At 35.8% G+C, this 16,267-nt stretch carries 13 protein-coding genes, 1 other RNA gene and 2 pseudogenes; 12 read left to right on the forward strand and 4 right to left on the reverse strand.

Annotated elements, in window-relative coordinates; translation table 11 throughout:
- Positions 1–32 precede the first annotated feature (32 nt).
- Together gcvPA and gcvPB are read left to right on the forward strand one after the other, a co-directional pair.
- Positions 33–1,379, forward strand: a complete 1,347-nt coding sequence (gene gcvPA / locus ACWNMZ_RS13290; protein WP_031535299.1) for an aminomethyl-transferring glycine dehydrogenase subunit GcvPA — start codon at positions 33–35, stop codon at positions 1,377–1,379.
- The gene (gcvPB, locus tag ACWNMZ_RS13295; protein ID WP_031535296.1) at positions 1,372–2,847 is read left to right on the forward strand and encodes an aminomethyl-transferring glycine dehydrogenase subunit GcvPB; all 1,476 of its coding nucleotides are present in this window, start codon (positions 1,372–1,374) and stop codon (positions 2,845–2,847) included. The genes gcvPA and gcvPB overlap by 8 nt, the downstream gene beginning before the upstream one ends.
- 74 nt (positions 2,848–2,921) lie before the next feature.
- Here the strand turns inward: gcvPB and ACWNMZ_RS13300 are convergent, their stop codons facing one another.
- Complete coding sequence (locus tag ACWNMZ_RS13300; RefSeq protein WP_031535294.1) at positions 2,922–3,299, reverse strand: rhodanese-like domain-containing protein; 378 nt, start codon at positions 3,297–3,299, stop codon at positions 2,922–2,924.
- 207 nt (positions 3,300–3,506) lie between these two features.
- Here ACWNMZ_RS13300 and ACWNMZ_RS13305 point away from each other — a divergent pair, with 207 nt between their 5' ends.
- The 5 genes and pseudogenes from ACWNMZ_RS13305 to ACWNMZ_RS13325 all read left to right on the forward strand — a co-directional run.
- Entirely contained in the window at positions 3,507–4,343 is an 837-nt protein-coding gene (locus ACWNMZ_RS13305; RefSeq protein WP_031535292.1) for a lipoate--protein ligase family protein, read from the forward strand.
- 492 nt (positions 4,344–4,835) lie between these two features.
- Positions 4,836–6,209: pseudogene (locus ACWNMZ_RS13310) on the forward strand (vitamin B12-dependent ribonucleotide reductase); the annotation flags it as partial.
- Positions 6,210–6,968: 759 nt separating this feature from the next.
- Positions 6,969–8,756: a group II intron reverse transcriptase/maturase gene (gene ltrA / locus ACWNMZ_RS13315; RefSeq protein WP_251629795.1), complete on the forward strand. Its 1,788-nt coding sequence runs from the start codon at positions 6,969–6,971 to the stop codon at positions 8,754–8,756.
- 55 nt (positions 8,757–8,811) lie between these two features.
- Complete coding sequence (locus ACWNMZ_RS13320; protein ID WP_449598662.1) at positions 8,812–8,937, forward strand: hypothetical protein; 126 nt, start codon at positions 8,812–8,814, stop codon at positions 8,935–8,937.
- Positions 8,928–10,103 (forward strand): annotated as a pseudogene (locus ACWNMZ_RS13325) (hypothetical protein); the annotation flags it as partial. The gene ACWNMZ_RS13320 and the pseudogene ACWNMZ_RS13325, both read left to right, overlap by 10 nt.
- 184 nt (positions 10,104–10,287) lie before the next feature.
- Here the strand turns inward: ACWNMZ_RS13325 and ACWNMZ_RS13330 are convergent.
- Positions 10,288–10,542: a spore coat protein gene (locus tag ACWNMZ_RS13330; protein ID WP_235248066.1), complete on the reverse strand. Its 255-nt coding sequence runs from the start codon at positions 10,540–10,542 to the stop codon at positions 10,288–10,290.
- 327 nt (positions 10,543–10,869) lie between these two features.
- Between ACWNMZ_RS13330 and ACWNMZ_RS13335 the strand changes: the two genes are divergently transcribed.
- Complete coding sequence (locus ACWNMZ_RS13335) at positions 10,870–11,754, forward strand: patatin-like phospholipase family protein (protein ID WP_235248068.1); 885 nt, start codon at positions 10,870–10,872, stop codon at positions 11,752–11,754.
- A gap of 59 nt (positions 11,755–11,813) precedes the next feature.
- Here the strand turns inward: ACWNMZ_RS13335 and ACWNMZ_RS13340 are convergent, their stop codons facing one another.
- Together ACWNMZ_RS13340 and ACWNMZ_RS13345 are read right to left on the reverse strand one after the other, a co-directional pair.
- The gene (locus tag ACWNMZ_RS13340; RefSeq protein ID WP_031535279.1) at positions 11,814–12,197 is read right to left on the reverse strand and encodes an SA1362 family protein; all 384 of its coding nucleotides are present in this window, start codon (positions 12,195–12,197) and stop codon (positions 11,814–11,816) included.
- A 165-nt stretch (positions 12,198–12,362) separates the two neighbouring features.
- A complete protein-coding gene (locus ACWNMZ_RS13345; protein ID WP_031535278.1) occupies positions 12,363–13,307 on the reverse strand; it encodes a DUF1385 domain-containing protein in 945 nt (314 codons plus the stop codon).
- Positions 13,308–13,531: 224 nt separating this feature from the next.
- Here ACWNMZ_RS13345 and ACWNMZ_RS13350 point away from each other — a divergent pair, with 224 nt between their 5' ends.
- The 4 genes from ACWNMZ_RS13350 to ssrS all read left to right on the forward strand — a co-directional run bounded on the left by ACWNMZ_RS13350 (position 13,532) and on the right by ssrS (position 16,198).
- On the forward strand, positions 13,532–14,062 hold the full coding sequence (locus tag ACWNMZ_RS13350) for a YqhR family membrane protein (protein WP_235248070.1): 531 nt from the start codon (positions 13,532–13,534) through the stop codon (positions 14,060–14,062).
- Between the two features lie 246 nt (positions 14,063–14,308).
- Positions 14,309–15,370 carry a M24 family metallopeptidase gene (locus ACWNMZ_RS13355; RefSeq protein ID WP_235248072.1) on the forward strand — a complete coding sequence of 354 codons (1,062 nt, stop codon included), beginning with the start codon at positions 14,309–14,311 and terminating at the stop codon, positions 15,368–15,370.
- A gap of 12 nt (positions 15,371–15,382) precedes the next feature.
- Entirely contained in the window at positions 15,383–15,940 is a 558-nt protein-coding gene (gene efp / locus ACWNMZ_RS13360; RefSeq protein WP_031535275.1) for an elongation factor P, read from the forward strand.
- Positions 15,941–16,006: 66 nt separating this feature from the next.
- Positions 16,007–16,198, forward strand: a non-coding RNA gene (gene ssrS, locus ACWNMZ_RS13365) — 6S RNA.
- Positions 16,199–16,267: the final 69 nt, after the last annotated feature.

Here is a 16,267-nt window from a genome sequence, read left to right on the forward strand (position 1 = left end):
TCAAGATGGGCTAATGACTGGGGGAAAAACGAATGAAGCATCGCTATTTACCGATGACAGAACAAGATCAAAAGGAAATGCTTGAAAAAATTGGTGTAAATTCAGTAGATGAATTATTTTCAGATATACCAGAAAAAGTACGTTTTAAAGGAAGCTATCAAATCAAGCCTGCAAAAAGTGAATCTGCATTATTGAAAGAATTAACAAAGCTATCCCAAAAAAATGCTGACGCGAAAGCGAATGTATCTTTTCTTGGAGCTGGAGTTTATGATCACTATTCGCCTGTTATAGTAGACCATGTTCTATCACGCTCCGAATTTTATACAGCCTACACCCCGTATCAACCGGAAATTTCACAAGGGGAATTACAAGCTATTTTTGAGTTTCAGACCATGATTTGTGAACTAACAGGAATGGACGTAGCTAACTCTTCTATGTACGACGGAGCAACTGCATTAGCAGAGGCAGGGATGTTAAGTGCAGGGACGACGAAACGAAAAAAGATTCTTTTATCAAGCGCCATTCATCCAGAAGCAAAAGAAGTTGTTAAAACCTATGCAAAGGGTCAGTATATCGAAGTTGTAGAGGTTCCACATAAGGAAGGCATAACAGATTTAGATGCTTTAGAGACGATGATCGATAATACAGTTGCAGCAGTGATGATTCAATACCCAAACTTTTTTGGAAGAGTGGAGCCATTAAAAGATTTAGAAGCAATTATTCATGAGCATAAATCATTATTCGTCGTATCAAGCAACCCACTCGCTTTAGGAGCATTAACACCACCAGGGAAATTCCAAGCTGATATAGTAGTAGGAGATGCACAACCATTTGGTATTCCGATGGGCTTTGGAGGACCGCACTGTGGCTATTTTGCTGTAACTTCTAAGTTAATGAGAAAGGTTCCTGGGCGCTTAGTCGGCCAGACTATAGATGATAATGGCCAAAGAGGATTTGTATTAACCCTGCAGGCAAGGGAGCAGCATATTCGCCGTGATAAAGCCACTTCTAATATTTGCTCAAACCAAGCCCTAAATGCATTAGCTGCATCTGTTGCGATGACAGCACTTGGAAAGCATGGTGTGAAAGAAATGGCCATTGCCAATATGCAAAAAGCACATTACGCTAAAATAAAACTAAAGGAAGCAGGCTTTGATATTGTTTATGAAGGGCCATCCTTTAATGAATTTCTTATTAAATGTAATACTTCCATATCTTCTATTAACCGTGCGTTATTAGAAAAAGGAATGATTGGTGGCTATGATTTAGGAAGAGAGTTTGAACAACTAGAAAACCATATGCTAATTGCCGTAACGGAATTGCGTACCAAAGCTGAAATTGATGAATTTGTTGCAGAAATGGAGGAGTATCATGTCTAATCAAAATCAACCTCTTATCTTTGAAAGCAGTACACCAGGAAGAATAGGGTATAGTTTACCAGAAATGGATATCCCAACAGTTAATCTGTCGGAGCTTTTGCCGAATGATTATATAAGAGAAGAAACTCCAGAACTTCCGGAAGTATCCGAATTAGATATAATGCGTCATTATACTGCTTTATCAAAACGAAATCATGGCTTAGATTCCGGCTTTTATCCATTAGGGTCATGTACGATGAAATATAATCCGAAAATAAATGAAAATGTTGCCAGATTCAATGGCTTTGCTCATATCCATCCATTACAAGAGGAATCATCTATCCAGGGTGCATTAGAGCTTATGTATGACTTGCAACAGCATCTTGTTGAAATCACCGGCATGGATGAAGTTACTTTACAGCCGGCTGCAGGGGCACATGGTGAGTGGACTGGGTTAATGCTGATTAGAGCTTTTCATGAAGCAAATGGGGATACAGAGCGAACAAAAGTCATTGTTCCTGATTCTGCACACGGAACAAATCCTGCATCTGCAACAGTTGCAGGGTTAGAAACGGTGACAGTAAAATCAAATGAAAATGGATTAGTAGATTTAGAAGATTTAAAAAGAGTAGTTGGTACAGATACAGCGGCATTAATGTTGACAAACCCCAATACACTAGGCCTTTTTGAAGAAAATATTTTAGAAATGGCTGAAATTGTTCATAGTGCTGGCGGGAAATTATATTATGATGGTGCCAATCTAAATGCGGTACTTTCAAAGGCAAGACCTGGAGACATGGGCTTTGATGTTGTCCATTTGAATCTGCATAAAACATTTACAGGACCGCATGGTGGTGGTGGGCCAGGTTCTGGACCTGTGGGAGTGAAAGCTGATTTAATTCCTTTTCTACCAAAGCCAGTTTTGACAAAGGTAGGAGATGAATTTGTCTTAGATTATAATCGACCACAAGCAATTGGTAGAGTGAAACCATACTATGGAAACTTTGGTATTAACGTACGTGCCTATACGTATATTCGTTCAATGGGACCAGATGGATTAAAGGCTGTAACAGAAAATGCCGTCTTAAATGCAAATTATATGATGAGACGTCTTGCTGAATTTTATGATTTGCCATTTGATCGTCATTGTAAACATGAGTTTGTCTTAAGTGGTAGAAGACAAAAGAAATTAGGGGTGCGAACATTAGATATAGCCAAAAGATTGCTTGATTTTGGCTATCATCCACCAACAATCTATTTCCCTTTAAATGTCGAAGAATGCATAATGATTGAGCCAACTGAAACGGAATCAAAGGAGACATTGGATAGTTTTATTGATGCAATGATTCAAATTGCAAAAGAAGCAGAAGAAACACCAGAAGTTGTTCAGGAAGCACCTCATACGACAGTAATCGGTCGTTTAGATGAGACTTTAGCTGCAAGAAAACCAGTCCTTCGTTATACGAAGAAGATAGCAAATTTGAAATAAGAAGTAAATGAAAAAAGCTGATGTCTAAGTATGCATCAGCTTTTTTTATATAATAATTCCTAGTTAGAATATTATTATTTTTTTGCTTTAATTCTTCCTGTCCACTTTTTGAATCCGCCTTCTAATTGGGTTAAGTCCTTATATCCTTTACGATAAAGAAACTGAGCAGCTCTTCCGCTTCTCATCCCATTTTGGCAGTATAAATATACTGGCTTATCAGGACGAATTTCACTTTTTCTCATCTTTAGCTGTGATAGTGGAATATTTCTTGCACCGAGTACATGACCAGCCTCATATTCATTTGGTTCACGTACATCAATCAACTGTGCCTTTCTGTATCCTTGGCGGAATTCATCCTGGCTTACAGTTTTTACAATGCGACGTTGATAAAGCCACATAACCACTGAATATACAAGGAATGCGACTAAAACGATGAGAAGAGTATAAATCATTGTCAATTCTCATTTCTCCTTTCAATTACTTACACTATCTCTATTATATCTATCAACCCTTCTAGTAGTAAAGTAAATACTTATAATATATCCATAACATTTCTTTAATTAAATTTATTTCCATGCAAGTTACTTTTAAATAGGCTTTCTTTTTGATATCCTTAGTAGGGATTTAATGTAATTATACATAGAAAAAGAGGGTTCGTTATGGTAAAAGAAACATGGAGATTTATTGATTCAGGCAATCATTCTCCTTCTTTTAATATGGCATTAGACGAAGCGTTATTAGAATGGCATTCTAAAGGAGTTTTTCCGCCGGTGATTCGTTTTTATGGCTGGAATCCTGCTACTTTATCTATTGGATATTTTCAGAAGGTAGAGAAAGAAATTGACTTACAAGCGGTTAAAGAATTAGGTCTTGGATTTGTAAGAAGACCAACTGGTGGAAGAGGCGTTCTGCATGAGCATGAATTGACATACAGTGTGATTGTTACAGAAGAACATCCTAATATGCCGAAAACAGTAACAGAAGCTTATCGGGTCATTTCGGAAGGTATATTAAAAGGGTTTCACTTTTTAGAATTAGATGCCTATTTTTCTGTGCCGAAAACAGAAGAACAAAAAAATAATTTGAAAAGTCCAAGATCCGCAGTATGCTTTGATGCGCCTAGTTGGTATGAATTAGTAGTTGAGGGAAGAAAGGTCGCTGGGAGTGCACAAACGAGACAACAGGGTGTTATTTTGCAGCATGGTTCTATTTTATTAGACTTAGACGAGGATAAATTATTCCGTCTATTTAAGTATCCAAATGACCGCGTCAAGGAAAGAATGCAAAAGGCTTTTAAGAGTAAAGCGGTAGCTATTAACGATTTAACATCGAGAAACATTTCCATTGAGATGGCGAAAGAAGCTTTTAGAAAAGGCTTTGAAGAAGGGTTGGATATTCAGTTAGATAATTATCAGTTAACTGATGAAGAATTAGAATATGTAGAAAAAATCGCGAAAGAAAAATATGAAAGCGATGAATGGAATTTTAGACGATAAATAGATCTAAATTTTTGAGCACGAAATTCTTTTATTAGAATTTCGTGTTTTAATTGCTTTTAAAAATGGTTGCTTAAACGAAAAAATACAATGCTTTCGTATCATTTTTACATGTCGAAAAATTTTTTTGGAGAGAAAAGATTAAGATAAACAGGCTAATATCAATGGATTATCCTATATTCCAATAAGCAAGTGCGAAAAAGGACGAAATTTCTTTTTTTATGTCTAATTATCTATGTATCTCTTTCTTTTTCTTTAAAATCTACTTTTTTTCGGTGTTTGACAAATCGGTAATTTTTTAAATATACACAATATATGGGTATTGATTTTTATGGTGAATACTATATGTTGATTTTATGTGTTTGATGTGATAGTTTAAGGGTATTAATAAAAAAATGCTAGATATCTAATTATAGATTTATATACAAAGATTATTTTTCAACAACTATTAGTATCTGCTCTACTTTTTATATGAATGAAGGGGTTGTGTGTATGTCAGTAATGTTAAGTCAAGGTGTGAAGGTAGATATAGAAAAGCTGAATAAGGATATTGCTTTATTTCCGGAGGTTCATCCAATTACCCCAGATATGAAACTAACTCATAAAGGCGTTTCTCGACTTGTCATGCTTGACCGTTATACGTATAAAGATACAGAGAAAATTACGTTATCAGCTGGCGATTTTGTTGTATTAACGATTAAAGAAGATCCAAAGTTTCCAGCAAGAGGATTAGGGTTCATTCAAGAAATTGACCATATTCTTAATACAGCGAAGGTATTAGTGGAAGAAGATTACCGTGGCGTTCTTGAAGGAGAAGAAGGAGAAACGGGTGTCATTGTTCGTTCCTTAGATGTAATTGAAAAACCGTTGGAAATTTATTATGAGCAAATTGCAAAACGAAACGCTACTGGTCTTGCATCTGTAGAAAAGACAGAAGAGAAAAGAAAAGAATGGTTCGAAAAGTTTTACAGTGAGCTTGTTCATTTGAACTTTATCCCTGCAGGTCGTGTATTATATGGAGCTGGAGCAGGAACAGATGTTACGTATTTCAACTGTTATGTAATGCCTTTTGTTCAGGATTCAAGAGAAGGTATTTCCGAGCATCGTAAGCAGGTTATGGAAATCATGAGTCGTGGAGGCGGTGTTGGAACAAATGGATCTACGCTAAGACCTCGTAATACACTAGCAAAAGGAGTTAATGGTAAATCATCTGGTTCTGTTTCTTGGTTAGATGATATTGCGAAATTAACACATTTAGTTGAACAGGGCGGTTCTCGTCGTGGTGCTCAAATGATTATGCTAGCTGATTGGCATCCAGATATTATTGAATTCATTATTTCGAAAATGCAAAATCCACGTATTTTACGTTTCTTGATTGAAAATACGCAAGATGAAACAATTAAAAAATATGCACAAGATAAATTGAAATTTACTCCTTTAACAGAACAAGAACGTTCTATGTATCAAGGAATTCTAAATTATAAAAATATCCCTGGGCAAGGTGGTTTTAACGAGAGTATTTTCCGTGATGCAGAAGAAAAGCTATCAAGCGGCGGTACTTATGCTGTTCATCAATCAGAATTTTTAACAGGTGCAAACATTTCTGTCTGCTTAACAAATGAATTTATGGATGCAGTGGAGAAGGATGAAGAATATGCACTTCGTTTCCCTGATGTTGAAAGCTACGATAAGGAGCAAATGCAACATTATAATGAAGAATGGCATAAAGTTGGCGATGTAAGAGAATGGGAAGCAGAAGGAAATAAAGTTCGTGTTTATCGTAAAATAAAAGCGAAGGAATTATGGAACTTAATTAATATCTGTGCAACTTATTCTGCAGAGCCAGGTATCTTCTTCATTGATAATGGTGCGACACGTTCTCTTATAAGTGCGGCTTAAACGTATGAAATAGAGGGTTTAACAAACAAAAGTTATGTTAAATACAACTGATAATTCCGATAGTGGGAATGAAAGCCGTCACGTTGAGCTGAAACCACTATGATGAGACTCCTACATGCATGGAATCATGATAGTGATGAAGTGTATGAAGCTAGGTAAAGTCGTCTGAATTTGACCTAAAACTCACTTAGAGTCATGGTCGAAGATAAGGCGGTCAGCCGAAAAAGGTGAATATGGTGAGAATGTCAGATTAGCAACCTGACTGACGAACTTGCGAATGAAAGGGTCTAGAATGAAATCCGCTTGAAAAGGTGGAAGGTTAACCAGTTTAACCGAGATTGTCGTGGAGTAAGTCCGTTGTCATGAAACACGATATAGTGAACAAGGACACTATATAATCTCAGGCTCAGAGCAAGCACCTAAGTTCAATCATATGGCTAGGAATTATTGGAACGTGGTAAGCAAGGAACACTCATTCAAGGACTATCATCCGAGTGGTTGATATAAGGATTTCTAATCTGAAATTCATTTATCCTTGTGAAAGTAGGGTCACAGTACCGAAGAAGCTTATGAAAATAAGTGGAGGGATAGACCCAAGTCTAATTCAATATATTAAACCAAACAAAGCAAGTGAAATTCGTTGATCGGGTAAGAATGCAGGGAATCACTGAGAAAGTCAGGTGATCTGCAACGAATATGAGCCTAAGACACAACGAGTATTATGGTATGCAAGAGTTTTTTGATGAATTATTTGCCAAGAGTAAGGAAGGACATCTTTTCAAAAATCTATTTAACCTAATCATAGATGAAAGAAACATCCTACTAGCTTACAGAAACATAAAAGCCAATAAAGGTTCTAAAACTGCTGGAACAGATAAGTATGTGATTGACAACTATAAAGTGATGAATAAGCAAGAATTCATAAATCTCATTCGAACTTCGCTCAAAGATTACAAACCTAAAGCAGTACGCAGAGTAATGATTCCAAAGGGAATGGATAATACCAAGTTTAGACCTTTAGGAATACCAACAATGTTGGATAGGCTAATTCAACAGATGTTTAAACAAATTCTTGAACCTATCTGTGAAGCTAAGTTTTATAATCACAGTTATGGTTTCAGACCATTACGAAGCACAAAACATGCTTTATCTAGGGTGAATTTCTTAGTTAATATCTCACAATTACATTATGTAGTAGATATCGACATAAAGGGATTCTTCGACAATGTAAATCATAGGGTTCTCATGAAGCAAATGTGGAATTTGGGCATTCATGATAGAAGGGTTTTAGCAATCATAAGCAAAATGCTCAAAGCACCGATAAAAGGTATTGGAATTCCAAACAAAGGTACTCCACAAGGAGGAATACTCTCACCTTTACTCTCTAACATTGTTCTTCATGATTTAGATATGTGGGTAAGTAATCAATGGGAAACTTTTGAAACGAAGCATGAGTATTCTCAGAATGTAAAGAAGTACTTAATGTTGAAACGAAATTCGAATATGAAGATTGGCTTTATAGTTCGATACGCAGATGACTTCAAAATTATGACCAATAATCATGAGAATGCAGTCAAATGGTTTCATGCAGTGGCAGGATACTTGAAGGGTAGATTGAAATTAGATATCTCACCTGAGAAATCTAAAATTACAAATCTCAAAAAGAAGTCCTCGGATTTCTTGGGATTTAAAATTAAGGCTGTTAGGAAGAAACAAAAACATCTTGTTAGGGTAAATATGATTGATAAGAAGAAAGCTGATGTCATTAGGAAAATGAAGGAACTAATTCTTAGAATTAGGAAGGAAACGACCGTTAATAACATAAGGCTCTTTAATGCTTATGTAATGGGGATACAAAATTACTTTAAATACGGGAGTATGGTTCCATCAGATTTCAAAGACATAGCACACAAGGTTCATCCTTATGCTAGGAGTAAACTACATCAAGTTGGAGGGAAATATGCACACCCAACGGATGCAAGTAAAGTCTATAATCAATACTACTCAAGTAACCTCAAAACATGGAAGGTACTAGGAGTTCATCTCTTTCCTATACATGGGATTACAAGTTTTACTGAATCTAGACAATTTAATCCTAAGCTTTCGGTCTACACTGATGAAGGTAGAAAATTAATTCACAATAAACTTCAACCAGCTGTCGAATATAACATAAGAATACTAATGCAATCCAAGATACAAGACCAATCAATCGAATATCAAGACAATAGACTTTCCCGTTACTCAATGAGGAATGGATGTTGTGAAATACTTGGTATCTTTCTTGAAGCACATGAAGTTCACTGTCATCATGTAAAGCCTAGAAGTTTAGGTGGAACGGATAAGTATGATAACCTCAAAATTATCCATGAAGACATGCATAGACTACTTCATGCTACTGAAAAAGAAACGATTGATAAATACCTTGTTAAATGGAAACTCAATCAGAATTCGAAACTGATTGAGAAGATAAATGCATTGCGTAAGAAATGTAAGAATGAATCAATCTTGATTTAGAGGCATTCAAAAACTTGCACAATACTCGATAAATAATTATTAAGCTTGTAACTTGTTGAAATTTGGTTTAGTAGGATTAGATAGAACGCCGTATGAGGTGAAAATCTCACGTACGGTGTGGAGTGGGGGAAAAGGTGGAGAATTGCTTCAAAGCCTTACCTATCACTATCAAATGAAATGACAAACGCTACTAGCTATGGTCAAAAAGTTGTGGCGACAAACCCTTGTGGAGAGCAGCCATTAGCTCCATTTAGTGTATGTAATCTAGCTGCTGTTAACCTTGCAGAAATGGCAGATAAAGAAAACAAAACAGTTAATTTTGAAAAGCTTAAGAAAACAGTAGAAATAGGCGTAAGAATGCAGGATAACGTAATCGATGCAACTCCTTACTTCTTGGAAGAAAATAAAAAGCAAGCGCTTGGAGAACGTCGTGTCGGTCTTGGTGTTATGGGTCTTCATGATCTACTGATTTACTGTGAAACAGAATATGGCAGTGCAGAGGGAAATGTCTTAGTAGATAAAGTATTTGAAACCATCGCAACAACTGCATACAGAGCATCTATTGAGTTAGCGAAAGAAAAAGGCAGCTTCCCATTCTTACAAGCGGAATCAGAGGAAGAGGTTGCAAAACTACGCGATGCCTTTATTCATACTGGCTTCATGAAAAAAATGCCTGAGGATATTAGAGAAGACATTCTTCAATATGGTATTCGTAACTCTCATTTATTAACAGTAGCACCTACAGGCAGTACAGGTACAATGGTTGGGGTATCAACTGGTCTTGAGCCATACTTCTCCTTCTCTTATTTCCGAAGCGGAAGACTTGGAAAATTCATTGAAGTGAAAGCAGATATTGTTCAAGAATATTTAGATGCGCATCCAGAAGCAGATCCAAATAATCTTCCAAATTGGTTCGTTGCTGCAATGGATTTGGCTCCAGAGGCACATGCTGATGTTCAATGTATCATTCAAAGATGGATTGATAGCTCTATTAGTAAAACGGTAAATGCACCAAAAGGATATAGTGTAGAGCAAGTTCAAAAAGTGTATGAAAGATTATATCGTGGTGGTGCAAAAGGTGGAACCGTTTATGTGGATGGCTCTCGCGATAGTCAAGTACTAACATTAAAAGCGGAAGAAAACACATTTGAAGAAACACAACCACAAAAGCATCAAGAACCACATGTAGTTCTTGTCGATACGATAAATGAGTTAAAATCAACAAATGTAACGATTGGTTCAGAAATCGGCGATACTTGTCCTGTATGCCGAAAAGGTGTAGTAGAAGAAATCGGTGGATGTAATACTTGTACGAATTGCAACACACAATTAAAATGTGGCCTTTAATACGCAGATATTGGTCATAATGAATAGATCTTCAGTTTGAAATTATTACTTTTATGAATAAAGCTACAGAAAGAGGCTGAGCAATTGTCAGCCTCTTTATATATATAAAAGCAGGATTAATCTAGATTAAGGAAAGCGATATTAAGGTGTTTTCGGCTCATCGCTCATTATTTTTTACAATATTTTAATAAAATCCATATGGTGGGATGCCATATCCGTAACCATATGGTGGATAACCATATCCTCCATATAATGCTGGACCAAGTAATGCCCCTGTTGCAAATCCTCCTAACAAGCCTAAGCCAAGTCCTAAGCCAGCTCCTCCAAAGCCGAACCCAGGTCTACCGAATCCAGGTCTACCAAACCCAGGTCTGCCAAATCCACCAAAACCAGGTCGTATTCTTCTAATATCTTGTGGATAAATGAATTGATTTTGCATAAATATCCTCCTCTTTTTTCATTATTTAGCTAATGCGCATATCCTTCGTTACTTTTTATCTTCAAAACAAGATACTGCACTAATCTACTTCGAATTAGTTTATGTGTCTATACACTATATTGATTGATACAAATGCCTAAACCCAATATGAATTTACTGCATCCTATTTAAAGTGAATACGGTGACTATAAATAAAAGAATGACATATAACTTGTCTTCTGTACTATTTTCTAATTACGAATACTAAATTGGAGTATAAAGGTCTAGGGTCCATAAAAATGAAATACCTTTCGAAGTCCCATTTGCTTGTTAAAAGGAGTGAATTTTATGTATATAGACGGGGTCTTTTCTGGAGGAGGAATTAAAGGGCTAGCTTTAGTGGGAGCATATGAAGTTGTAGAACAACGAGGATTTCAATTTGCTCGGTTGGCAGGAACTAGTGCAGGTTCAATCGTTGCTGCCTTAATTGCCGCAGGGTATACGAGTAGAGAAATAGCGGAATTATTGGAGGATTTGGATTTAAGTACCTTTTTAGATGAACGACAATTGCTCATTCCTTTTCCACTTGCAAAATGGTTTTTTCTATATTGGAAGTTAGGGTTATATAAAGGAGAAGAACTGGAAAAATGGATAGAAAGTAAATTGGCCGTAAAAGGTTTAAAAACATTTGCAGATATACCCCCACATACTTTACGCTTTATTGCTTCAGATATTACAAATGGTGTATTAATGATTCTACCAGACGACTTGCCGAAATACGGAATCAATCCCCAAACTTTTTCGATTGCAAAAGCGATTAGGATGAGTTGTAGTCTGCCTTATTTTTTTGAGCCAGTAACTCTTGGAAATAAGTCAAATAAAAATGTGATTGTTGATGGGGGAGTGCTCAGTAATTTCCCAATTTGGTTATTTGATCAAGAGAATGTACTGAAAACAAGACCTGTTTTAGGAGTTAAATTAAGTCATAGTATAAGGGAGCATCCAAAGCATAGAATCAAAAATGCTATTGATTTATTTGCAGCAATGTTTGAAACGATGAAAGATGCACATGATTCCCGCTATATTTCCAGGAAGCATGAGAAAAATATTATCTTTGTTCCAACAGAGGGGGTACTCGCAACAGAATTTGCACTTACAAAAGAAGATCAAGTAAAACTAATACAGTTAGGAAGAGATTGTGCTACGAAATTTTTTGAAAAATGGGCTTATTAAAACATGATGGGGCTATATCCTAAAGGCTCTATCTATATAGCAAAAAAGAATCGAGCCCTCTATAAAGAAGCCCGATTCTTTTTTTTGCTCTTCTTCCCTTCAATAACAGTTAAATGTGCAGTGCTTTTACTACGTTTATGCTTGTTGGCTTTTAAGGAAGAGGATTTAGTTGAATGTTGCTGCTGTCCTGCTGGTACCTTTTCTCTTGTTTGTAGCCGTTTTTTTGATTTCTTTGCAGCTTTTAGAAAAGCTCTTTGCTCTCTTTTTTGCGGACTAGTTGTATTGAAATGGCGGAAAATGAACCAAATAATAGCACCTACAGCAACAATGACAGCAATGTTTAGAAAAAATCCAGCAGGATTTTTTATTAAACTAGTAGTTAAGCCAATGAAAGCAAGGAGAAAAATACTCCCAAATAAGATAATTGAAAATCGGTTCTTCAAAAAGCCACCTCCCTAAAAGCATGATGAGCATTTTTTCTAACTTTTAAACTATTATTAAGAAAAGTTTATTCAAAAAAAGCCAAATTGTTCACAAGAAAAAGTTTTCAGAAAAAAGATTTTTAAACGGTAATAAAACTATATAAATAGGGAAGATTCTTTTATAAATTATTTAACAACTGTCTTTGAAACCTGTGCTTCCGTTTCTTCCTCGCGTTTCTTTAATTCGGAGAAGGAAAGTATAGCAACTTCCACTTGATCATCACTTGGTTCTTTTGTTGTTAATAATTGTAGCCATAGACCAGGCAATCCAAGATATTTTAAAACTGGGACATTTCTTAATTTATTGGTAAACTGTAATACCTCAAAGGAAATTCCAAGCACGACTGGAATCAAAGCAATACGAATAAGTACTCTGTCTAAAAGGTTGTCTGGATAGAAAAATAAATAGAGAAATAACCCAACAATTACCGTGAACAGAATAAAACTTGATCCACAGCGATAATGTAACCTTGAAGCCGATTGTACATTTTCTATTGTTAATTCTTTCCCACTTTCATATGCATTAATAACTTTATGTTCAGCACCATGATACTGAAAGACTCTTTTAATAATAGGAGTCAGTGAGACAAAATAAATATATCCAAGTAAAAGAATTAGCTTAAAAAAGCTTTCTAATAGTATTTGCGCAACATGTCCAGAAATAATCGGCATAAACATAGCTGCTAGGAAAGTCGGAATAAGCGTAAAAATGAATTTTCCAAATAAAAAGGAAAGTACACCAAGAACTGCTACTCCTAAAATCATGGATACTTTAGAAGGCTCTTGTTCTTCCAATTTATAATCTTCAGAAGGATCAACATCATAGCGATCCGTTGAAAAATTTAAATGCTTTGTTCCATTTCCGCTTGATTCAATAATGGCAATAATACCTCGTAAAAATGGTATTTTTTTTAATTTTGCTAGCTTGGTATTATACGTTCTAGGAAGATGAAAATAATCAACAGTCTGATCTTTGCGTCTTATGGCTGTGACATAATGATGTTTTCCACCAAACATCACACCTTCTACAACTGCCTGACCTCCGTATAATGGTTTTTGTTCACTTGACATGTATAACAGCACCAACCTCAGGATAATTTAGGTGAAAACAACTTAATTTTTTCATCTGTAAGATTTTTATGGTTGTATATCCCCTAATACCATATTACTAAAAAATTCAAAAAACCACTAGCAAGACATCCCATCCTTTGTGAATAAACCTTTTAATCAAACGCTAAGATAAACATGCAAGGAAAGAAAAGGATTGGGACATACTAGGGTTGGAGGTGGACATTATGGATAATCAACAACAATCACATGAAAAAGGAAGACCGATGTCTTTTATCGCCTTAGTAATTTGGACAGGCATGTTTGGAGGGATATTCTGGTCGCTTATTGGGTACATAGGATATGTTTTTCATTTTACAGAAATACGCCCTAATATCCTCTTAGAGCCTTGGGCGATTGGCAGTTGGAAATATGGCTGGCTTGGAACGGTAATCAGTATCGTCTTCATAGGTTTTTTTTCAACTGGAGCAGCATTTGCTTACTATTTGATGCTAAGGAAATTTAAAACCATCTATATAGGAATTGGATATGGGATTGCATTGTTTATTTGTGTTTTTGTCATTTTAAACCCTATATTTCCAAGCATGGCCCCATTTCTAGAGCTGAAAAGGGATACAATCATTTTTTCCGCATGTTTATATGCCCTTTATGGTGTATTTGTGGGTTATACAATCTCTTATGAAGAAAGTGAAATTCAACTAAAAGAATGGAAGGAAAAAAAGCCGTCAACTAATTTAACAGGTAATGAAGGGCAATAAAATCATTTTCTTAATTTCTTGAAAAGTGGTTATGCCCTCTTACTCAAGGCTTTTATTTAGCTAGTTAGGGTGTCTAAAATCTTTATTTGCTAGCTATTTTGCCTGTATTATAAAAGTATTTATGTTAAAATAATTTCATGAGTGTACTTTTTTCATCATTCAGATTTTTACCTTATCTAGAAGTTGTTAAGGCTATAGAAAGCATGTGCCTCTAGGCAAGTGTATAAAATAAGGGAGAGGGTTATAATGGAGAAACTTAAAAGAGTAAGAGAAGCACTAGCAGAAGTTGGAGCAGATGGTATTTTAATAACAAGTACATATAACAGACGTTATGTTAGTAATTTTACAGGATCTTCAGGAGCTGTATTAATCGGCGGAGAGAAAGCTTTATTTATCACAGACTTCCGTTATGTGGAACAGGCAGGAAATCAATGCAGTGGATTCGAAGTTATTCAGCATAAAGGGGCAATTCTTCAAGAGGTTGCAAGTCAAGCAGAGAAATTGGGAATAAAGAAACTAGCTTTTGAACAAGATTATACAACCTTTACTCAATATAAGGAGCTAGAATCTGTTGTAAAAGGAGAATTAGTGCCAATTTCAGGTATAATTGAAAAGTTACGCTTGATTAAGACTAATGAAGAGATTAAGATATTAAAGGAAGCTGCTAAGATTGCTGATGCTGCTTTCACCCATATCCTTGATTTTATTAAGGTAGGGAAAACAGAATTGGAAGTTTCGAATGAATTAGAGTTTTTTATGAGAAAATTAGGCGCCACTTCATCCTCCTTTGATACAATTGTTGCATCAGGGACAAGATCTGCATTGCCACATGGTGTTGCAACCGACAAAGTAATTGAAGCTGGTGATTTTATTACATTAGATTACGGTGCTTATTATAATGGCTATGTATCAGATATTACGAGAACCATTGCTATCGGTAACCCAGATGAGAAATTAAAAGAGATTTATGATATCGTATTAAAAGCTCAACTAAAGGGAATGGAAGGCATTAAACCAGGAATAACAGGTGTCCAAGCAGATGCACTGACTCGTGATTACATAACTGAAAAAGGCTATGGGGAATATTTTGGACATACTACAGGTCACGGAATTGGGCTAGAAGTTCATGAAGGACCTAATTTATCCTTCCGAAATAATGCTCCTCTAGAACCAGGTATGGTCGTAACAGTGGAACCAGGTATTTATATCGCAGGACTTGGTGGAGTGCGTATTGAAGATGATACAATAATAACAAATAATCATAATGAAGCTTTAACCCATTCAACTAAGGAACTGATTATTTTATAGGAGGATTACTGCATGATTTCAGTAAACGATTTTAAGACAGGTTTAACAATTGAGGTAGACGGTGGAATTTGGCGCGTACTTGATTTCCAACACGTTAAGCCTGGTAAGGGAGCAGCGTTTGTTCGCTCTAAATTAAAGAATTTACGTACTGGAGCTGTTCAAGAAAAAACATTTAGAGCTGGCGAAAAAGTTGCAAAAGCGCAAATTGACAATCGCAAAATGCAATATCTATATGCTAATGGTGACCAGCACGTATTTATGGATGTAGAATCTTATGACCAAATTGAGCTTTCTGCTTCTGTAATCGAATACGAACTAAAATTCTTAAAAGAAAATATGGAAGTCCATATTATGATGTATCAATCCGAAACTCTAGGTGTAGAGCTTCCAAATACGGTTGTATTAGAAGTTACTGAAACAGAACCTGGAATTAAGGGAGATACGGCATCTGGTGGTACAAAACCTGCAGTGATGGAAACAGGATTAACTGTTCAAGTTCCTTTCTTTGTTAATCAAGGGGATCGTTTGATTATTAACACAGCTGAAGCAAGCTACGTTTCTCGTGCTTAATACTTAAAAGTGACATCCTAATTTTACCATTTGCTTTCCGAAAGAAATTCATGTATGATAAAACCATAGAAGCTGCGTTGTACGTTATCGTATGAAGTTTCAACCTTTATCGATAATTAGGGAGTTCTATATTAAAGAAGGATCAGCAGGCCTAATGCCATTTGTCATTAGGACATATGATGAGAGCTTTTGCGAACACCCACCTGGTGGAGCAGGTTTTGAAACTCCATACATCTAAGCGGCAAATGCGGCTGAAAAAGGAGGTAATCAATTGATTACCTCCTTTTTCTATGGATTTTGACAAAAAGAAATAGCTAATCATTAAAG

Source organism: Niallia sp. Marseille-Q9988 (assembly GCF_976954375.1).